The organism is Rhodoferax mekongensis, assembly GCF_032191775.1.
Lineage (GTDB): Bacteria > Pseudomonadota > Gammaproteobacteria > Burkholderiales > Burkholderiaceae_C > Allorhodoferax > Allorhodoferax mekongensis.
In genome coordinates this window covers 2,970,096-2,988,984 of the sequence record NZ_CP132507.1, presented here as the reverse complement: position 1 = coordinate 2,988,984, position 18,889 = coordinate 2,970,096, and the positions used below count along the sequence as shown (strand labels likewise).

18 protein-coding genes are annotated in these 18,889 nt (G+C 56.3%); 7 read left to right on the top strand and 11 right to left on the bottom strand.

Annotated features, from left to right (window positions below; translation table 11 throughout):
• Nucleotides 1-60: 60 nt before the first annotated feature.
• From RAN89_RS14235 to RAN89_RS14225, 3 genes are all read left to right on the top strand, one after another.
• Nucleotides 61-1,902: a reverse transcriptase domain-containing protein gene (locus RAN89_RS14235; protein WP_313866922.1), complete on the top strand. Its 1,842-nt coding sequence runs from the start codon at nt 61-63 to the stop codon at nt 1,900-1,902.
• A gap of 185 nt (nt 1,903-2,087) precedes the next feature.
• Nucleotides 2,088-2,714, top strand: coding sequence for a DUF6806 family protein (locus RAN89_RS14230; protein WP_313866921.1), 627 nt, complete (start codon nt 2,088-2,090; stop codon nt 2,712-2,714).
• A gap of 114 nt (nt 2,715-2,828) precedes the next feature.
• Nucleotides 2,829-4,067 (top strand): HD-GYP domain-containing protein, encoded by a 1,239-nt coding sequence (locus tag RAN89_RS14225; RefSeq protein ID WP_313866920.1) that lies wholly within the window; start codon nt 2,829-2,831, stop codon nt 4,065-4,067.
• A gap of 89 nt (nt 4,068-4,156) precedes the next feature.
• Here RAN89_RS14225 and RAN89_RS14220 read toward each other — a convergent pair whose 3' ends face one another.
• From RAN89_RS14220 to RAN89_RS14210, 3 genes are read right to left on the bottom strand one after another with little or no spacing between them, the layout of a single operon-like run.
• Entirely contained in the window at nt 4,157-5,431 is a 1,275-nt protein-coding gene (locus tag RAN89_RS14220) for an acyl-CoA dehydrogenase family protein (protein WP_313866919.1), read from the bottom strand.
• A 39-nt stretch (nt 5,432-5,470) separates the two neighbouring features.
• Nucleotides 5,471-6,556, bottom strand: coding sequence for a phosphotransferase family protein (locus RAN89_RS14215; protein ID WP_313866918.1), 1,086 nt, complete (start codon nt 6,554-6,556; stop codon nt 5,471-5,473).
• A gap of 33 nt (nt 6,557-6,589) precedes the next feature.
• Nucleotides 6,590-7,309 carry a Crp/Fnr family transcriptional regulator gene (locus tag RAN89_RS14210; protein ID WP_313866917.1) on the bottom strand — a complete coding sequence of 240 codons (720 nt, stop codon included), beginning with the start codon at nt 7,307-7,309 and terminating at the stop codon, nt 6,590-6,592.
• Nucleotides 7,310-7,461: 152 nt separating this feature from the next.
• Between RAN89_RS14210 and RAN89_RS14205 the strand changes: the two genes are divergently transcribed.
• Nucleotides 7,462-9,567, top strand: a complete 2,106-nt coding sequence (locus RAN89_RS14205) for a type IV pilus assembly protein FimV (RefSeq protein WP_313866916.1) — start codon at nt 7,462-7,464, stop codon at nt 9,565-9,567.
• A 25-nt stretch (nt 9,568-9,592) separates the two neighbouring features.
• On the opposite strand, the gene RAN89_RS14200 is transcribed toward RAN89_RS14205, so the two are convergent.
• Both RAN89_RS14200 and lexA read right to left on the bottom strand, forming a co-directional pair.
• Nucleotides 9,593-10,600 (bottom strand): D-2-hydroxyacid dehydrogenase family protein, encoded by a 1,008-nt coding sequence (locus RAN89_RS14200; RefSeq protein ID WP_313866915.1) that lies wholly within the window; start codon nt 10,598-10,600, stop codon nt 9,593-9,595.
• A 398-nt stretch (nt 10,601-10,998) separates the two neighbouring features.
• On the bottom strand, nt 10,999-11,673 hold the full coding sequence (gene lexA, locus RAN89_RS14195) for a transcriptional repressor LexA (protein ID WP_296507587.1): 675 nt from the start codon (nt 11,671-11,673) through the stop codon (nt 10,999-11,001).
• Nucleotides 11,674-11,777: 104 nt separating this feature from the next.
• On the opposite strand from lexA, the gene RAN89_RS14190 reads away from it, so the two are divergent.
• Complete coding sequence (locus RAN89_RS14190) at nt 11,778-12,758, top strand: asparaginase (RefSeq protein ID WP_313866914.1); 981 nt, start codon at nt 11,778-11,780, stop codon at nt 12,756-12,758.
• Between the two features lie 41 nt (nt 12,759-12,799).
• Here RAN89_RS14190 and adk read toward each other — a convergent pair whose 3' ends face one another.
• The 6 genes from adk to RAN89_RS14160 all read right to left on the bottom strand — a co-directional run bounded on the left by adk (nt 12,800) and on the right by RAN89_RS14160 (nt 16,646).
• On the bottom strand, nt 12,800-13,456 hold the full coding sequence (adk, locus tag RAN89_RS14185; RefSeq protein WP_313866913.1) for an adenylate kinase: 657 nt from the start codon (nt 13,454-13,456) through the stop codon (nt 12,800-12,802).
• 124 nt (nt 13,457-13,580) lie between these two features.
• Nucleotides 13,581-14,360: a 3-deoxy-manno-octulosonate cytidylyltransferase gene (kdsB, locus tag RAN89_RS14180; protein WP_313866912.1), complete on the bottom strand. Its 780-nt coding sequence runs from the start codon at nt 14,358-14,360 to the stop codon at nt 13,581-13,583.
• Nucleotides 14,361-14,362: 2 nt separating this feature from the next.
• Nucleotides 14,363-14,545 (bottom strand): Trm112 family protein, encoded by a 183-nt coding sequence (locus RAN89_RS14175; RefSeq protein WP_087494237.1) that lies wholly within the window; start codon nt 14,543-14,545, stop codon nt 14,363-14,365.
• Nucleotides 14,526-15,581: a tetraacyldisaccharide 4'-kinase gene (gene lpxK / locus RAN89_RS14170; protein WP_313866911.1), complete on the bottom strand. Its 1,056-nt coding sequence runs from the start codon at nt 15,579-15,581 to the stop codon at nt 14,526-14,528. The genes RAN89_RS14175 and lpxK overlap by 20 nt, the downstream gene beginning before the upstream one ends.
• A gap of 3 nt (nt 15,582-15,584) precedes the next feature.
• Nucleotides 15,585-16,010 carry an ExbD/TolR family protein gene (locus RAN89_RS14165; RefSeq protein ID WP_313866910.1) on the bottom strand — a complete coding sequence of 142 codons (426 nt, stop codon included), beginning with the start codon at nt 16,008-16,010 and terminating at the stop codon, nt 15,585-15,587.
• Between the two features lie 9 nt (nt 16,011-16,019).
• Nucleotides 16,020-16,646 carry a MotA/TolQ/ExbB proton channel family protein gene (locus RAN89_RS14160; protein ID WP_313866909.1) on the bottom strand — a complete coding sequence of 209 codons (627 nt, stop codon included), beginning with the start codon at nt 16,644-16,646 and terminating at the stop codon, nt 16,020-16,022.
• A gap of 212 nt (nt 16,647-16,858) precedes the next feature.
• Between RAN89_RS14160 and xseA the strand changes: the two genes are divergently transcribed.
• Nucleotides 16,859-18,160 (top strand): exodeoxyribonuclease VII large subunit, encoded by a 1,302-nt coding sequence (gene xseA / locus RAN89_RS14155; RefSeq protein WP_313866908.1) that lies wholly within the window; start codon nt 16,859-16,861, stop codon nt 18,158-18,160.
• A 46-nt stretch (nt 18,161-18,206) separates the two neighbouring features.
• Entirely contained in the window at nt 18,207-18,788 is a 582-nt protein-coding gene (locus RAN89_RS14150; protein WP_087494233.1) for a superoxide dismutase, read from the top strand.
• Nucleotides 18,789-18,889 lie beyond the last annotated feature (101 nt).

Genomic DNA, 18,889 nt, shown 5'->3' with positions numbered 1-18,889 from the left:
CTCGTTAGAAGGGCCACAGGTAGTAGTGACAGTTCTGAAAATGATTGTGTTGGAGAACACTTGAAAATCACGGAAAGACTGGAAACTCTAAGAAAGTTGAACCGTAACCCAGCATGGGTGAACGACGACCTGTTTAGATTAGTAAGTTCGCCGCAATTAGCGGTGCTAGCCTACGAAAGACTCAAGTCCATAGCGGGCAATATGACCAAAGGAGCCGATGGCTCCACTCTAGATGAAACATCTCTCGAATCCCTCAAGGCACTCTGCAGTGCAATTAGGGACGAAAGGTATTCTCCGGTAGCTGTAAAGCGAAAGTTTATTCCTAAGGCGAATGGAAAACTCAGACCTCTGGGCATCCCTTCTCCTAGAGACAAAATCGTCCAAGAGATGGTCAGGTTGATACTGGAATGCATCTACGATGCAGAACTTCCGGTGTTCGACGACGCTAGCCACGGATTTCGAGCCAATCGCGGGTGTCACTCCGCTCTGCATGAATATTCCAAATGGAACAGCCTCAAATGGGTTATTGAAGGAGATATCGTCGGGTTCTTCGACAATATCGACCATCACATTCTTATATCCATTCTTCGGAAGAAGATAAAAGATGAAAGATTCATCAGGCTCATCTGGAAATTCTTAAGGACTCCTATCCTGCATGACGACGGTAAGCTGGAAAATCCTACTAAAGGTACGCCTCAGGGAGGGGTGATAAGCCCATACCTCGCGAACATTTACCTCCATGAATTCGATATTTGGGTTCGGTCTCTACAGACTCTTCTCAACAAAGGCGATTCAAGGAGAGGCCCTAATCCGGCTTGGAGAAAGCTCACCAGACGGCGGCTGTACATACTAAAGAAGAATGGCGGAGTCGAGACGCAAGAGACGAAGCAGCTGAGAAATGAGGCGGACATGCTTCCCTCAGTGAACCCAATGGACCCAGGCTTTTGTCGTGTGTACTACGTACGCTACGCAGACGACTGGCTAATTGGCATCTCAGGGGATAAATCACTTGCCTTGGATTTAAAGTCCAAAGCAGAGACTTTCCTTCGAGATACGCTCAAGCTCACGCTGTCGGAGGAAAAAACACTCATCACCCACGCAACTACTGAAGTGGCAAAGTTCCTTGGTTTTCGCCTCTCCGTCTCCGACGGTAACAGAGCTGGAACCCGAAGAATGGCCATTCACAACGGCTTTCGTGTGTCCCTAAGACGCACGGTTAGTTCCAAGATTAGGATAATTGCTCCTGTTGTAGAACTATTGGACAGATTGAAACTTGGTGGCTTTTGCAGGACTAGAGGCGATAACCCTTTCTTCCCCTGCTCAAAGAAGAACTTCGTGGCGTTAGAGGACCATGACATAGTGATGCGGTTCAACTCTGTTTGGAGAGGAATCTATAACTATTACGCGGTTTCCAACAACGCCTCGGACCTTAACCGAGTGAAGTATGTCCTTCAGTACTCATGCTTAATGACGCTCGCGCACAAGCACAGGATGAGATTACCTAAAGTTGTGGCGAAGTATGGAGTCTACGCAAGCGTGAGGTATCGCAGCAGCAAGGATGAGGAAAGAGAAGTCTCCTTTTGGAGGCCTTCTGGAAATTGGCAACTGCCACTTCTAGGCTCTGACCCGCCCGACCCTGAGGACATCCTCGCCTCCCAAAATAGGAGACTGACTCGAACCAGTCTCACTAGGAACTGCGTAGTCTGCAACACTTCAGGAGTGCAAATGCACCACATACGTCACCTGAGAAAGGGTAATAAAACCATCACTCAGGGGTTCAATCGAATAATGAGTGCCATCAATCGCAAACAGGTCCCGCTCTGCAGACCCTGCCACGGCAGAGTACACAGAGGCGAATACGATGGGCTAAGTCTCAAAGACCTCGCTTACATCCCGACCTGATTGGGTAAAATGATGGAAATACTGCTGGAAAGCCGGATGCGATGAAAGTTGCACGTCCGGTTTGGTGGGAGCCTGTTGATACCTGCAGTAATGTAAGGGTTGGCTGGCGACCCAACTCCGCCGCTTCGTGAATAACGGGCGTACCGGTTCGATTCCGGTCTCAGGCACCATCCAAATAGAGTCTTATGTCACGATTCAACGCCACGTTTGAAATTCACGTTCACGGTCAGATCGTGTTGCGTCCCGAAGTCACCTATATCCAGCTCCAGGATGCGCTTAAGCCGCTTTGGCGATACGCTGGAGCCAAGTCTTTGGCAGAGGGTGCAAAAAGTAGCTACGAGGATGAGCCAGGCATTCAAATGGATGCCCAGGAGCATGTTTTGCGTATGTGCTGGACCGTTCCCGGTGACGATGATTTCCGTCAGACCCTGGATGAGGTTTGTATGAACCTCAATGAAGTCGCCTCGTCAGGTGCTGCGATTGAAATCACTTTTTACGATGCTGAATTCGACGAAGAGGACGCTACGCCAGGCACGGAGTCTCGCGACGATTTCGTGATGCTATTTGTCGGACCGGATCCGGCCGCCATCATGCAAGTCCAGAGGGACATTCTTGTTCAGGATATGGTGAATTTGATGGAGCGGCATTTCGATGGTTCCGAATTGGGAGGGGTCGTTGCGGAGATCGACAAACTTTTCTCCCAGCGTTTTGACGATTTGGTGAACTCACTGGAAATTGGAAAGCCACCCCGTGGTTCCGGCGGATCATCGAGTGGACGCGGTGGCGGGCGTAAACCTCGACATTTGCATTGAAGCACATCATGTGCGACCTGTGTTTATCAGTGCATAGCCTATACTGAAACCCGGCGGAAGCAGTTGTCGAAACAACGCTCAATCGCATATTCGTTGGTGCACTAGCAGGCCTTTATGCTTAAGAAAATTGCAGTGGAGCAGCTCGTCGTAGGAATGCACCTGAAGGAGTTTTGCGGCTCTTGGATGGAGCACCCTTTCTGGCGGTCTGGCTTCGTTATTACTGATCCTAAAGACATCACCACCATTCGCGCAAGCGCCATTCGCGAGGTTTGGATCGACTCCAGCAAAGGGCTTGATGTTGCGGTAGGTGAAACTGCAGTTTCCGAATCGGACTCCGAGGAACTGGTCGAAGCTGAGCTGCGTGAAGCGGTTGCATCCACTCGGGACGTGGCGCCTCTGTCAGTGCAAGAAGAGTTGGCGCGGGCGGCAAAGATTTGTCATCAGTCCAAGCAGGCGGTGCTTTCGATGTTCCAGGAAGCCCGGATGGGGAAAACGGTGGATACGGGTGGAGCGAAACAGCTCGTGCAGGAGATCTCGGACTCAGTGACCCGCAATCCAGGCGCGTTGATCAGTCTCGCCCGCCTGAAGACTGCTGACGACTACACGTACATGCATTCTGTGGCTGTCTGCGCCATGATGGTGGCGCTGGCCAAACAGTTGGGTTTGAGCGAGGAGGAAACCCGCTCTGCAGGGATAGCCGGCCTCATGCATGACCTAGGCAAAGCCGCCATGCCCATGGATGTCTTGAACAAGCCGGGCAAACTGACCGATGCCGAGTTCGCAATCATCAAGAAGCACCCTGAAGAAGGTTATCGATTGCTGCAAACTGGCAATGCCGTGGATCCCATGGTGCTGGATGTGTGTCTGCACCACCACGAGAAGGTGGACGGGTCTGGCTACCCGAAAGGCCTGAAGGGTGAGCAGATCAGCCTGTTTGCCAAGATGGGTGCAGTGTGCGACGTCTACGATGCAATTACCTCCAACCGTCCCTACAAGTCGGGGTGGGATCCTGCTGAGTCCTTGCGGAAGATGGCGGAGTGGGCGAGCGGCCACTTTGACAGCAAGGTCTTCCAGGCGTTTGTCAAAAGTTTGGGTATCTATCCCATCGGTTCATTGGTGCAGCTGAGTTCCGGTCGCCTGGGGGTGGTGGTAGAGCAGACGGCCAAATCTTTGACGACGCCCTGTGTCAAAGTCTTTTACTCCACCAAATCCCATATGCGTATCGTTCCCGAGATCGTGGACCTGTCCCGCCCGGGAATTACCGACAAGATCGTCAGCCGTGAAGACCCGGCGAAATGGAAGTTCCCTGATCTCGATGAGCTGTGGTCCGGGATGCCCAATTCGCCTTGGTAATTCGACATCAAATTGCGTTCTAGCGCCCGCGCGCTGTGCGTGGGCAGCTATAAAAAAAAGAGCATCCGGAGTTGGATGCTCTTTTTGTTTCAGCAGCCTCGGGTAATGGGCATTTCCACCGGCTTGGGATTCACTGCGTATTTCCCCAACTCCAGTTTCGCAATGGCATTGCGGTGCACTTCGTCCGGGCCATCGGCAAAGCGGAGCGTGCGCGCACAGGTGTAGGCATATGCGAGGGGGAAGTCATCGCACATGCCACCGCCGCCATGTGCCTGCATGGCCCAATCAATGACTTCGCAAGCCATGTTGGGAGCGACGACTTTGATCATGGCTATTTCATTTTTGGCGAACTTGTTGCCGCCCATGTCCATCATCCAAGCGGCCTTCAGTGTCAACAGCCGCGCCATATCGATCTTGCAGCGGGCCTCTGCAATGCGCTCCTGCGTTACCGTCTGGGCTGCTACTGGCTTTCCGAAAGCAATCCGGCTGCTGGCGCGTTTGCACATCAGCTCCAGCGAGCGTTCGGCCAAGCCGATCAAACGCATGCAATGGTGTATGCGACCGGGTCCGAGGCGCCCTTGGGCGATCTCAAAGCCGCGTCCTTCACCTAGCAAGATGTTGCCGACCGGCACACGAACGTTGTCGAACACCATTTCCATGTGGCCGTGTGGTGCGTCGTCGTAGCCAAAAACGTTCAATGGGCGCAAAATTTTGATGCCCGGGGTGTCTGCTGGCACCAGCACCATGCTTTGCTGCGAATGGCGTGGTGCGTCAGGGTCTGTTTTTCCCATCGTGATGTAGATCGAGCAACGTGGATCACCAGCCCCGGAAATCCACCATTTACGCCCGTTGATGACGTATTCATCGCCTTGGCGTTCGATGCGCGTCTCGATATTGGTGGCATCGCTGGACGCGACTGCCGGTTCGGTCATGGCAAATGCCGAACGGATTTTTCCGTCCATCAGCGGTTTCAGCCAGCGCTGTTTGCTCTCCTCCGAGCCATATCGGGCAATCGTTTCCATATTGCCTGTGTCAGGTGCCGAGCAGTTGAACACCTCGCTGGACCACATGACCCGTCCCATGATTTCGGCCAACGGGGCGTATTCCTGGTTGGTGAGTCCAGCACCATGAAAACCGGCTGCTTCGGCACTGTCGACCGGCAAAAACAGATTCCACAGCCCCGCTGCCTGCGCTTTGGGTTTGAGTGACTCTATGGTTTGCAGCGGTGTCCATCGTTTGCCTGCGGCAGAGTTGGCCGCGATTTCAGCGTGGTAGGCGCTTTCGGCGGGATAGATGAACTCATCCATGAAGCGCAGCAATCGTTGTTGCAGCTCTTTGGTTTTGGGCGAATAGTCAAAGTCCATGGTGTCTCCATTGGGAATCTGTCGGGGGTAGTTTGGGTTTTAGCCGCGGGAGGCAAAGGTCCAAGCCAGTTGCGCCAGGGGCTTGGCACCGGCTGCGGAGCTCACGGCTTGTGCACTGGATGCTGTTCCCGCTTCAACGCGTTTGGCGATGCCTTGCAGGATGGCTGCAATGCGGAACATGTTGTAGGCCATGTAGAAGTTCCAGTCCGCCTTCAATTGATCAGGAGTAGCCAGACCCGTGCGTTCACAGTACTTCGCGATGTAGTCCGACTCAGAGGGGATTCCGAGGTCTGCGTGATCCAGTCCACCAATGCCCCGGAAGGCGCCGGGTGGAATGTGCCATGTCATGCAGTGGTAGCTGAAATCTGCCAGTGGGTGGCCCAGAGTGGAAAGCTCCCAGTCCAGCACCGCCAAAACCTTGGGCTCTCCAGTGGAGAACATCAAGTTGTCCAACCGGTAGTCACCGTGAACAATACTGACGATGGATTCATCCCTAGCCATGGGCGGAATATGAGCAGGGAGCCACTCCATCAAACGGTCCATTTCCGGAATGGGCTGCGTGATGGATGCGACGTATTGCTTGCTCCACCGGCCAATCTGGCGTTCGAAGTAGTTTCCGGGTTTGCCGTAACTTGTCAACCCTTTTTCGTCAAAAGGCACGGTGTGAAGCGCCGAGATCACCCGGTTCATTTCGTCGTAGATGGCAGCGCGTTGCGCACGGGTCATGCCGGGCAGCGATTGGTCCCACAGTACCCGGCCCTGCATGAACTCCATGACGTAGAAAGCTCGCCCGATGACGCTTTCGTCTTCACACAAACACAGCATCTCCGGAACCGGTACAGCGCTGTCCTTAAGCCCCTGCATCACCGCAAATTCACGTTCGATGGCATGGGCCGAAGGAAGGAGCTTTGCTGAAGGCCCGGGTTTGGCCCGCATGACATAACTTCGCTGCGGCGTGTTGAGCTTGTAGGTGGGATTGGATTGGCCCCCCTTGAACATTTCGATAGCCAAGGGTCCGGCGTAGCCCGGGAGATGTTGAAGCAGCCATTGATGCAGGGCTGTCTCGTCCAAGGCATGCGAGCCTGACACACTGCGTGTGCCTACAAAATGATCGAATTCACTCATGCACGTGCATTGTGTAGTTGATAGAGGAAAGGTTTAACTGTCGGACTCGATGACCCGCATGAGCGCAGCCCGATCCCGGATGACCAAGCCGCCTGGTTCTATACGAATGGCCTCTTCGCGTTCCATGGCTTTGAGCTCCTGGTTGACGCGTTGACGTGATGCACCCAGCAACTGCGCAAGTTCCTCTTGGGCCAACTGAAGACCGATGCGAACCTCGCTGCCGTCGCTCAGCGAAGGAACGCCATAGCTGCGCACCAAATGCAAAAGCTGTTTGGCGAGCCTGGCCCTGAGTGGCAGGGTGTTCAGGTCCTCGACCAAGCCGTACAGTTGCCTGATACGTCGAGCGTGCAGCCGTAGCATTGCCTCGTACAGTTCCACATGGGTCGCCAGAATCTTTTTGAAGTCGGCCTTGGCGACACACAGAATCGTAGTGTCCCCGTGTGCGTAGGCATCGTGCGTGCGCCGGTCTCCATCGAAGATCGCCACGTCGCCAAACCAGATGCCCGGCTCGACATAGGTCAACGTGATTTGCTTTCCAGAGATGGAAGTCGAACTCACCCTCACAGCCCCTTTCGCGCAGGCGATCCACTCTTCCGGTGGTTCCCCGCGAGCAGCGATCAGGTCGCCGTCTTTGAAGCGTTTGACAAATGCGCATCGAAGGATGTCGTGTTTAAGTGAAGGTGAAAGCGTTGAAAACCAGCGTCCACCATTGATGGCAGAGCGTTCTTCGATAGTAAGAATGGGTTCGTCCATAGCCTGTCTTTTGCGTGACTGAATTCGGAAGCTGCAGGTAGGAATTGTCACCCCGGGGACCATCGCGCGGAGCATTTGTTGTCTCGTTGGCGTCTGGGGGGATATTCCGCTCTGCCATTCGCCCCGACTTTGTTTTTTGGGCATCTCGTTTTTTGAACGCGGGCCTGCTTGAAGAACCAGCGTTGTGGGGTGGTTTTCCCTCTTATTTCATGGCGCGAACCTTGCAGGGAGATGTGCGAGAATCATTTGTCACAATGAAGCCCGTTTTCAAATTCAATTCTTGCGCATTCGCGGCCATGTTGCTTGTCTTGTCGATGAGCAGCAACGCACTCACATTAGGCCGTGCGAAAGGAGCGGCCATCGTTGCTCAGCCTCTCAATCTCTCCGTCTCCCTATCAGCGGCCCCTGACGAGGATGTGTCTGATCTTTGCTTCGAGGCAGATGTCTTTTATGGCGAAAACAAAGTGGAAGGCGGCAAGGTATCTGTCAATGGTGAGCCCGCTGTGGCAGGGCAAACATGGCAGGTTCGCATCAGTTCCAAGCTCCCCGTCGATGAGCCGGTAGTTACTGTTTATTTGCGCTCAACCTGCGGTGCAAAAGCGTCACGTCGATATGTATTGTTGGCTGATGTGGCGTCAGAAATCTCAACTGGTTCCTCTGTTACCAACGCAACTACCGCGTCAAGTCCTCCCGCAAGACCTGCGCAAACCGATATCCTTCCCCAAACTCCGGTCAGTAACTCGTCTGCGCCTTCGGTGGGCAAAGAGGGGGTGAGATCAGCTCCCAAGGCCCAAGTCAGCGCAAGTAGGTCGGCTCCTCCGTCCACGGCGCTGGTAGCCAAGCCAAGCCCTTCCGGTAAAGCAAGGCTCAAGCTTGCCCCGCTGGACCTTTCGGTGGAGCGTGATCCCACATTGAAGGCGACTCCAGAGCTGCTCAGCACACCGACGGAGGATGCGCAGAGGCGCGGCGAGGCCGCTGCCCTCTGGCGCGCGCTCAATCTCACACCGGAGGATGTGCTTCAAGACGCTGCGAGACTCAAAAGTTTGGAGGCCAGCATCCAGAATTTGAGCGAGGCTTCTGGGCAGAACCAACGCCAGGTCAAAGATTTGAGCGAGCGCTTGCAGCGCGCAGAGAGCGAGCGTTATTGGAACCCCGTGGTGTTCGGGCTTGGCGCCTTGATCCTGCTGATGGTTGGTGGGGGCTTTTGGATCATTCGCCGTCAGCAACGGGCGGCAGAGGGTAGTCCTTGGTGGCGGGGTGAGGCGGGGGCGATTTCGGGCCCCGAGTCTGCGTTCAAGCCGGATGCTGAAGTTGCCCAAGGACTGGATGCCGTTCCAGAGGCCATCAGTAAAGCCAATGTGAGCGTCGATACCGCTGTTCCCAAAGTCACTGTACCACCGAAGTCACTCAACGTAGATCTTGAGCTTGATTTTGACTTGCCATCAGGAAAAACCGTGCAGGGGTCTGTTTCTCAGGATGTGGCGGCTACACCAGTGTTGCAAAGCCCCAGGTCATCGCGGTTGATGGGGTTGCGTGATTTCTCCAACAGCCTGTCGGGTAGCCTCCGCGCGATAAACACCCAAGAGATGTTGGACATCCGCCAGCAAGCCGAGTTCTTCATGACCTTGGGGCAGTACGAGGATGCCATTGAACTTTTGGAGGGGCATGTTGCTGATTCGGTCGACTTCAATCCGCTGGTGTGCCTGGATCTGCTGAAGATATTCCACACCTTGAGCCGGAAGGACGAATTCGACCGCTACCGCGAAGAATTCAACGCCGTGTTCACCGGGCAAGTTCCGGGTTACAGCGACTTCCTGAAGTCAGGTGAGGGCCTGGAGGCCTATCCTGAGTTATGCGCGCACCTGGTGAAGCTATGGCCTTCTCGCGAGGCTCTTGACTTCCTGGAAAATTGTATGGTGCGTCTACCCGATAGTGCGGCCCATCTGGAGTTCGAGCTCGACGCTTTCAAAGAGTTGTTGTTGCTTCACGCAATTGGTAGCCGTCTGGTCAATGCATTGGACGGTGCACCAGCCGCATTCAGTGCGAGCAAGGTTGCAGCCAAGGACGTTCCGGCCCAAGCTACCTCCACGGGTCCGATTGAGGTTGCGTTGCCTACCATTCCGCAACCTTTCCAGGAAGTGGACCTTGAGTTGGACGTGCCGGACATGGTCCAAGTACCGGACAGCCCAGCGGCGGACAACCTGATTGACTTTGATATCTCCGGAATTGCACCTGCGACGGGCAAGCCTCCGCGTTGAGTGAATCCTTGGGCCAGCCGTTGCCTTAACGACGGACCTGTAATGCGCCGGGATTGATGATGTTGGAAGGTGTTCCCTTGATGTAGTTGACTACATTGTCAAAGGCGGCGCTGAAGTAGAGCTCATAGCTGTCCTGCTCCACATAGCCGATGTGTGGAGTGCAGATGCAGTTTTCCAGCCTCAACAATGCGTGGCCCTGAAGAATGGGTTCTGCTTCAAATACGTCGATGGCGGCCATTCCAGGGCGTCCCCGGTTGAGGCCGCTGATCAAGGCATCGTTTTCGATCAGCTCGGCGCGCGAGGTATTGACCAGCAAGGCCGTCGTTTTCATGCAAGCGAGATCTGCGGATGTCACGATGCTTCGCGTTTCGTCGCTTAAGCGCAAGTGTAAAGAGACGACATCGCAATGAGAGAAAAAAGACTCCCTGTCCAAAGCCGCCGCGTAACCATCTGCTGCGGCCTTCTCGCGAGAGTTTTCACTTCCCCAAATGACGACTTGCATTCCAAATGCTTTGCCATATCCGGCGACAAGTTGGCCGATACGTCCATAGCCCCAGATTCCCAACGTTTTTCCCCGAAGGACACTGCCGATACCGAAGTTGGGCGGCATGGAGCCAGCCTTCAAACCGGACTGTTGCCATGCGCCATGCTTTAGGTTGCCTATGTACTGAGGCAGTCGGCGCATCGCCGCCATGATGAGTGCCCAAGTAAGTTCTGCAGGTGCGATGGGCGACCCGACGCCCTCTGCAACGGCTATGCCCTTTTCGGTGCATGCTTGCACATCGAGATGAGCGCCTACCTTACCTGTTTGGGCGATCAGTTTGAGTCGGGGAAGTTTGTCGATCAGGGCGCGGGCAATCTGAGTGCGTTCACGGATAAGAACGATGATATCTGCGTCCTTCAAGCGGACGGAGAGCTGGCCCAGTCCCTTGACGGTGTTGGTGTACACCTTGGCTTGGTAGGCGTCGAGCTTGGCAGCGCAATTCAGCTTGCGCACTGCGTCTTGGTAATCGTCAAGAATCACTATGTTCATAGACGACATTGTGCCTTGCGGCGACGTGAGAGAGCGGGATTACCCGCCCCGCTTATTAAGCAGCTTCGCAGGCTGCAAGTCGATCAAGCTCTGCGCATACGTCTGCCATACGCCCGGAAATTACCATGCGGCCTACGTGGGTGCGGGATTGCCCCCGTTCAATGACCCTCACGATACGCAAAGGCGTTGGCTGCAAGGGTTGGGAGGCTTTGGCGCACGTGCGGTATGCGTCAGCTGCTACAAAAGGGGTAGCATTTTGTGCCGCATGTGTCGGGCTTTTGTGATTTACGGCTGTGTGGTACCGGGATTTTGGGTGATTTCCGGCGAGCCACTTCAACGGAATAACGCATTCCAAAAGGCTGAAGGCGAGGGTACTGATGGTCATGGTTCGCGCCCGTTTACATCAACATGGTGTTACGAATCAGGCCTACGGCGAGACCTTCAACTTCAAATGGTTCGCCCGGTTCAACCACGATGGTTTGGTAGTCCGGATTTTCTGCATGGAGCTCGATAAGATGCTTGTTGCGGCGGAAACGTTTGACCGTTACTTCTTCCCCCAAGCGAGCCACGATGATTTGCCCGTTCTTGGCATCCTTCGTAGCCTGCACCGCCAGCAAATCGCCGTCCATGATGCCGGCATCGCGCATGGACATGCCGCGTACCTTCAGCAGGTAGTCCGGTTGACGCTGAAACAGGCTGTTCTCCACGTAGTAGGTTTGATCCACATGCTCCTGGGCAAGGATGGGTGAGCCGGCTGCTACACGTCCGACCAGAGGAAGCGCCAATTGCGCAAGGCCTGGCAGGGGCAGTGAGAATTGCTTCAGCCGTGATTCCTGAATGGAGCGCAACGCATCGCTCTTGAGCCGGATACCGCGTGAGGTACCACTCACAAGTTCGATAACACCTTTGCGCGCCAGGGCCTGCAAATGCTCTTCGGCCGCATTGGCAGATTTGAATCCGAGCTCACTGGCAATCTCTGCACGCGTGGGCGGCGCACCCGTTCGGGCGATAGCGCTTTGGATCAGATCAAAAATCTGTTGCTGGCGGGCAGTGAGTTTCGGACTTTCAAGCATACTGGCTCCTTGAGTTCTGGATGGGCTGTGTGTCTATACACACTGTTTTCTTATCCAGTAACTGTATTTTCAACCAGTTTTTTGATTTTGGCAAGCGAGGATGTATGACTTCCAGAAAAGTCGTGGTTTTGGGCACAGGCGGCACGATTGCCGGTCGAGCGAGCAGTGGTTCAGACAATGTGGGTTACAAAGCTGGCGAGGTGAGCGTTGCCGACTTGCTGGGGGCTGTGCCGGGGATGTCCGACCGCCTGCAGGGCTGTGATCTCGTGAGCGAGCAAATTGCGCAAATAGATAGCAAAGACATGGAGTGGTCCGTGTGGTTGGCTTTGCAGCAGGCCTGTGTGAAGCACCTCTCCGATCAGTCTGTAGCCGCCATCGTGATCACCCATGGAACGGACACCCTGGAGGAAACGGCTTTTTTCCTTCATCTCTGCCTCTCCGGTGTGGGGCGTGGCAAGCCCGTGGTCTTGACGTGTGCCATGCGACCCGCAACTGCGTTGACTCCGGACGGTCCGCAAAACATTCTGGATGCTGTCACGGTAGCTTTGGATTCCCGCAGTACTGGAGTGCTAGCGGTTTGTGCGGGTGCTGTGCATGCGGCACAACATGTCCAAAAAGCCCATACCTACCGCGTCGACGCTTTTGATTCCGGTGATGCGGGGCCATTGGCATGGGTGGAGGAGGGGCGTGTGCGCTGGTGTCAGTCCCCTTTGCCTGCGGAAGGAAAACCCAAGTCGGTGTTTGCAGTCGATACAGGGGCAGTGCAGGCCCCGCGGGTTGAAATTGTGATGAACTATGCCGGCGCGGGTGATTCACTCGTGAATGCATTGTGCGCAGCGTCTGCAGCTGCAACGTCGCCTTTGAAGGGCATTGTGGTTGCAGGCACAGGCAATGGCACGGTGAATGCAAGCATGCAATCTGCCTTGGAGCATGCTGCGGCAAGTGGCATTCAGATCGCGCTGGCCAGCCGGTGCTCCAAGGGTGGGGTCGTACGCAGCGGCGCATTGTCGCAGGGTTTCAGGACCTATCCCGGCCTTTCGGCGGTCAAGGCAAGGGTGCAATTGATACTGGAGCTGATGACGTAAAAAAAGCCGCATGAGCGGCTTTTTCCTTGGAAGAGTCCATCCTATTTGGACAACGCTTCCAGAACGCGTGAGGTGATATCGCCTACATCGCCCACACCGCTGATGGCACGGTAGCGAGGCGCAGCCGCAGGCTCGTTTTTGGCCCAAGCCGAGTAGTACTCCACCAAAGGTCGGGTCTGCGCGCTGTAGACATCCAGGCGCTTTTTGACAGTTTCTTCCTTGTCGTCATCGCGCTGGATCAGGGGCTCTCCGGTCACGTCGTCCACGCCTTCCACCTTGGGCGGATTGAATTTGACGTGGTAAGTACGACCCGAAGCCGGGTGGGAGCGGCGGCCGCTCATGCGCTCGATGATGGCCTCGAATGGCACATCGATTTCCACCACGTAGTCCAAGGCAACACCGGCTGCCTTCATCGCGTCGGCTTGGGGAATGGTGCGGGGGAATCCGTCAAACAGGAAGCCTTTGGCGCAATCGGGTTGGGTCAGACGCTCTTTCACCAGGTTGATGATGAGTTCATCACTGACCAGCCCGCCAGAGGCCATGACGGCTTGGGCTTGCAGGCCCAAGGGCGTGCCGGCTTTCACGGCGGCACGCAGCATGTCGCCGGTAGAGATTTGGGGAATCCCGTACTTTTGGCAGATGAAAGTTGCTTGCGTACCTTTGCCAGCGCCTGGTGCGCCCAACAGAATCAGTCTCATGAATACCTCGGATTGAATGAAAAGCCAGCGCGTCTCCGTGGGCGCCTTGTTCAGCGCGCTCTTTTATGACGGGCGATTAGCTCAAGAGAATATCACGCCCTCACCGGCATCAAACTTACAGACGCTACACAGCCATGGAGCCTTTGTCTTGGATCAGGCGGCGTACCCGCTCCAGGTCTTCCGGGGTGTCCACACCGGGGCCGGGTGCCGTAGGACTGACGTGCACCGCAATGCGGTGGCCGTGCCACATGGCACGCAGCTGCTCCAGCGCCTCCACCACTTCGATGGGGGCCTGGGGAAGGGTGGGAAATGTCTTCAAAAAGCCCACGCGGTAGGAGTAGATCCCCACATGGCGCAGCGGAGCCGGATCGGGCAAAGTGTCAATGCCATTGGCAAAACGATCACGCCACCAAGCGATAGGCGCGCGGCTGAAATACAGGGCCAAGCCGCTGGCGTCGGTGACCACCTTCACTACATTGGGATTCTTGAAGTCGGCAACGTCGTGGATGGCATGCGCGGCGGTGCCCATGGTGGCATGCGGGTGGGCCTGGAGAAGGTCGGCCACTGCGGAGACCAAGCCGGTGTCGATCAAGGGCTCATCCCCCTGCACATTGACGACGACAGCGTCATCTGAGAGCCCCAGCAAGCTGCAGGCTTCTGCCAAGCGGTCACTACCGGAGGGATGATCCACCCGCGTCAGCAGGCATTCAATCTGGTGGGATTCACAGGCCGCAACAATGCTGGCGTCGTCGGCGGCCACCACCACACGGATGGATGCATCGAGTCCCGCTTTGACGCGCTGAGCCACGCGCACCACCATAGGCAGGCCGGCGATGTCCACCAGAGGCTTGTTGGGCAGCCGTGTAGACGCCAAGCGGGCGGGGATGAGGACCGTGTAGGTCATGCTCAGGCGTCCAGTTCCGCGTCAGTCAGCACCCGCGCTTCGTTTTCCAGTAGTACGGGAATGCCATCCCGTACCGGGTAGGCCAAGCGGGCGCTTCGCGAAATCAGTTCTTGCTTCTCGCGGTCAAATTCCAAAGGCCCTTTGGTGACGGGGCAAACCAGCAATTCAATGAGTCGTGTGTCCATGGGGGGATGATACCGGTGGAGTGTGCTGGGGCAGGAGCGCTTGGTTCAGTGCCGCCAGAAACGACGGGGGCAAGGTTTGTAACAAAGGTACGGCCCATGCGTCCGGACGGTGTCGCCACAGTTTGGTCGCGTCCTTCTCTGTGCAAATAAGCACTTCTCGCCCGTCAAATGTGCGCGAGTAGCTATCAAAATCATAGTGATCTGGTAGTGCTTCTGTCGTGTGCAGAACGCATCCTCTTGCTCGCAGCATGTTGAAAAAATTGTCGGGCTGCGCAATCCCTGCTACGGCGTGAAGAGGCGCCCCGGATTGCCGGAGCGCATCGAGCGGCGTGGCTTGTCCGTGTCCATTGACGGCGGTTTCTGACAGTGCACGCGTTGCCAAGTGCCCGTCCAGGTCGGACTGACCGGTTTTCAACACCATCAGTCCTTGGGTGGATTGCCCGACTGCGGTCACCGGTGTGCGGGGCCATGGTTGCCGCAACATGCCTGCGGGAAGCAAACGTCCATTGCCCAAGCCGCGGGAATCAAATACGCAAATTTCCAAGTCACGATAGAGCCGGTAGTGCTGCAAGCCGTCGTCACACACGATGTGGGTAATGTCCGGATGGGTCTGCAGGAGCAGCTTGCCAGCTGCGACGCGGTCTCGCCCCACCACCACAGGAACACCGGACGATCGCCACAACAGCAAGGGCTCATCGCCCACATCGTGCGCTGTACTGCCGTCTGCGACCACGGTGGGTGACTGGTGACTGCCGCCATAGCCTCGAGAAATCATGGCGGGCTTCAACCCCAGGTTTTGAAGGTGGGCAACTACGCCCAGCACCGTGGGGGTTTTGCCGGCTCCGCCCGCGATCACATTGCCTACCACGATAACGGGAACCTGCAGCTTTTCACTGCGTTTCAGACCGGTGGCGTAGGTCCAGCGATGCACCGCCGTCAGCGCTCCGTAGATCCATGAAATGGGCAGCAAGGCAGTACTCAGTACGCCGCGGCCTTGCCAGGCCCGGGTGATGGCTGCTTGCAGCGCTGCTGCCATGCTCTATTTGCCGGCGTTGCCGGAAGACTGGGTTGCGAAAGTGATTTGGTTCAAGCCCGCGCGGCGTGCCGCCTCCATCACCGTCACCACGGCTTGATGCCGTGCGCTGGCGTCGGCGCTGATGATGATCACGGTGTCTTTGCCTGCCTTTGCGTTTTCAGTGAGCGCGGCAGACAGGCTGTCCAGACTGCGACCGGCCAGCAACTGGCGGTTGATGCTGTAAGCACCGTCAGCGCTGACCGCCACGATCAGCTCTTTGGGGTAATCGCGCTGGGCATCCGCATCAGCCACGGGTAGCTTGAGCTGCAGTTCTGTGAATTTGCTGTATGTGGTGGAGAGCATCAAAAAAATGAGCACCACGAGCAGCACGTCAATGAACGGGATGAGATTGATCTCGGGTTCCTCTTGATGTCTGCGGCGAAAGTTCATGGCTTGGCCTTACTTGCGCAGCGACTTCAGGTGTCGGACCAGATGCTCTGAGCTCAACTCCAGAGTGAGCAGGTAGGCGTCCACCCGCCCGCGGAAGTAGCGCCAGAAAATCAGGGAAGGAATGGCGACCACCAGGCCGAAAGCGGTGTTGTAGAGGGCAATCGAGATGCCATGTGCCAGTTGCGCAGGGTTGCCGCCGCCTGTGCTGCCAGGTGCTTGCGAGCCAAAGATTTCTATCATGCCCACCACCGTGCCGAACAGGCCCAGCAACGGCGCTGCGGACGCGATTGTTCCCAACGCAGTCAGGTAGTTTTCGAGTCGCTGCGCAACCAGGCGGCCTGCGCCTTCCATGGTGGCGCGAAGATCGTCCTCTGAGCAATGTGGGTCGCTATTGACGGCACGCAGCCCAGAGGCGAGCACTTCGCCCAAGGCGGAATTCTTCTCCAGTTGACTCACCACATCCGGGCCCGGTACCGATGTTTTGGTCACGCTCAGTACTTCATCCAATAAGCGGGGAGGCGCCACTTTGGCCGTTTTGAGGCTGATAAAGCGCTCGATGATGATGGCCAGAGAGAGGATGGAGCATGCAATCAGGGGCCATATCGGCCAGCCGGCAGCTTGAATGATGGAAAACAAAAGGGGATCTCCGCGCAGTTGAAAGCTTGCGGATTATGGCCCAGTGCCTGGGCTTGCTGTGGTTTGGCAATGGCCAAAGTGTGTCAACTGGAGGGCCTGCGGGTGGGATGCTGCTGCAGAGGGCATACTCCCGCGCTTATGAGGTGCACGTTCATGACATTTTTGCAGCATCGCTCCGGGGCGCTCGCCCTGTTATTTGCCATGGAGCGACCATGATGGAAGACGCCAACCCATTGCGCCGTGTTTGGCGGGTGGAAGCACTTTGCAGGGCACTGGCAGACACGCTGAATGCCCGGTTCAACCCCGTGCGCGTGACCGGTGAGATATCCGGCTTTTCGCGCGCGGCCAGCGGACATTGCTATTTCTCCTTGAAAGACCAGGACGCGCAGATCCGCTGCGCCATGTTCAAGCGTGCTGCCACAAACCTTGACTTTGCGCCTCGGGATGGAGAGTTGGTCGAGGTTTCCGGACGTTTGGATATCTACGGCCCGCGCGGCGACCTTCAGTTGATCGTGGAGAGCATGCGTCGCCAAGGGCAAGGAACCTTGTTTGAGGAATTTGTGCGCCTCAAGGCTCGCTTGGAGGCCCAGGGGCTGTTCGACCCGGCCCGCAAACGTCCCTTGCCAGCCATGCCGCGCAGTATTGGTTTGGTGACGTCTTTGGGTGCGGCCGCATTGCATGATGTGGCAACCGCTTTACGTAGGCGGGTGCCGCACATCCCCGTGTTTCTTGCTCCAGCTGCGGTGCAAGGGGACGCGGCACCTGGTGAGTTGGTGCGGTCCCTGCAGGCCTTGATGTCGCGCGCGGTCGATATTGACGGCCTGGGCACACCGCTGGATGTCATTCTTTTAGTGAGAGGTGGCGGCTCCATGGAGGACCTGTGGGCCTTCAATGACGAACAACTGGCATTGACGATCAGTGGAAGCCCGGTGCCCGTCGTCAGCGGGGTGGGGCATGAGACTGATTTCACCATTGCTGATTTTGTGGCGGATGCGCGCGCGCCCACTCCTACTGCAGCGGCAGAGTTGGTGGCAACCCCTGGCGCGGTGTGCGTAGCGGCTGCGAACATGCTGATGGACCGCTTGGCGAGTGCGACACACCGGGTGTTGGACACGCAATCCCAGCGCTTGGACCGGGTGGCGGCGCGGGCCGGACGCCCTTCCGGGTTGGTGGCAGCCCATGCCATGCGCTTGCAAAGTTTGGGGCATGGTTTGCGCAGCGCTTCGTTTGCGAAAGTCAGGGCAGAGTCTGCGCGAGGTCAAGCCCTGGGCTTGAAGTTGCCGAGCGTTCGGCAGGCATGGTCGCGGGACCAATCGGAGCGTTTGCAGCGAGCCGAACTGCGGCTCGGCCTCTTGGATCCCTCTCTGGTTTTGAAGCGCGGCTACGCTTGGTTGACCGATAAACAAGGCGTGGCTGTCACAGAGGTCAAAAAATTGGAGCCCGGCCAGCAGGTGCATGCAACCCTCTCCGACGGTACGGTTGATCTGTCGGTTCAAGCAACCCGTCTCAATTAGTTTCTACAATCAGTTTTGTCATTAACCCACCCACTACGAGGATTTCATGGAACACACCTTGCCCCCACTGCCGTACGCGATTGATGCACTGGCACCCGCCTACTCCCAGGAAACGCTGGAGTTCCACCACGGCAAGCACCACAACGCGTATGTTGTGAACTTGAACAATTTGCAAAAAGGCACTGAGTTCGAGAGCATGTCTCTGGAAGAAATCATCAAAAAGTCCAGCGGTGGCGTTTACAACAACGCAGCCCAGATCTGGAACCACACTTTCTTCTGGAACTGCATGAAGCCTCAGGGCGGCGGCGAACCCACAGGTGCATTGGCTGCTGCCATCAACGCGAAGTGGGGTTCCTACGCAGCGTTCAAGGAAGCGTTCGTAAAGTCTGCAGTAGGAAACTTCGGTTCCGGCTGGACCTGGCTCGTGAAAAAGGCCGACGGATCTGTGGACATCGTCAACACCGGCGCAGCGGGCACTCCCCTGACTACGGCTGACACTGCCTTGTTGACCGTCGATGTTTGGGAACACGCCTACTACATTGACTACCGCAATATGCGCCCCAAGTTTGTCGAGACATTCCTCGACAAGCTGGTCAATTGGGATTTCGCCGCCAAGAATTTCGCCTGATTTTCTTGCATTCCAACAAAGGCTCGGAGGGCAACCTTCGGGCCTTTTTTATGGCGATGCTGCGCTGCACAAGAAAAAAAAATTTCCTTGAAGTGGTATTA

Coding starts and splice junctions, on each gene's coding strand:
- RAN89_RS14165 (WP_313866910.1), bottom strand. CDS start 16,010: ATGAACTTTCGCCGCAGACATCAAGAGGAACCCGAGATCAATCTCATC.
- RAN89_RS14230 (WP_313866921.1), top strand. CDS start 2,088: ATGTCACGATTCAACGCCACGTTTGAAATTCACGTTCACGGTCAGATC.
- RAN89_RS14215 (WP_313866918.1), bottom strand. CDS start 6,556: ATGAGTGAATTCGATCATTTTGTAGGCACACGCAGTGTGTCAGGCTCG.
- xseA (WP_313866908.1), top strand. CDS start 16,859: ATGATGGAAGACGCCAACCCATTGCGCCGTGTTTGGCGGGTGGAAGCA.
- RAN89_RS14225 (WP_313866920.1), top strand. CDS start 2,829: ATGCTTAAGAAAATTGCAGTGGAGCAGCTCGTCGTAGGAATGCACCTG.
- adk (WP_313866913.1), bottom strand. CDS start 13,456: ATGAGACTGATTCTGTTGGGCGCACCAGGCGCTGGCAAAGGTACGCAA.
- RAN89_RS14220 (WP_313866919.1), bottom strand. CDS start 5,431: ATGGACTTTGACTATTCGCCCAAAACCAAAGAGCTGCAACAACGATTG.
- RAN89_RS14190 (WP_313866914.1), top strand. CDS start 11,778: ATGACTTCCAGAAAAGTCGTGGTTTTGGGCACAGGCGGCACGATTGCC.
- RAN89_RS14210 (WP_313866917.1), bottom strand. CDS start 7,309: ATGGACGAACCCATTCTTACTATCGAAGAACGCTCTGCCATCAATGGT.
- lpxK (WP_313866911.1), bottom strand. CDS start 15,581: ATGGCAGCAGCGCTGCAAGCAGCCATCACCCGGGCCTGGCAAGGCCGC.
- RAN89_RS14150 (WP_087494233.1), top strand. CDS start 18,207: ATGGAACACACCTTGCCCCCACTGCCGTACGCGATTGATGCACTGGCA.
- lexA (WP_296507587.1), bottom strand. CDS start 11,673: ATGCTTGAAAGTCCGAAACTCACTGCCCGCCAGCAACAGATTTTTGAT.
- RAN89_RS14175 (WP_087494237.1), bottom strand. CDS start 14,545: ATGGACACACGACTCATTGAATTGCTGGTTTGCCCCGTCACCAAAGGG.
- RAN89_RS14200 (WP_313866915.1), bottom strand. CDS start 10,600: ATGAACATAGTGATTCTTGACGATTACCAAGACGCAGTGCGCAAGCTG.
- kdsB (WP_313866912.1), bottom strand. CDS start 14,360: ATGACCTACACGGTCCTCATCCCCGCCCGCTTGGCGTCTACACGGCTG.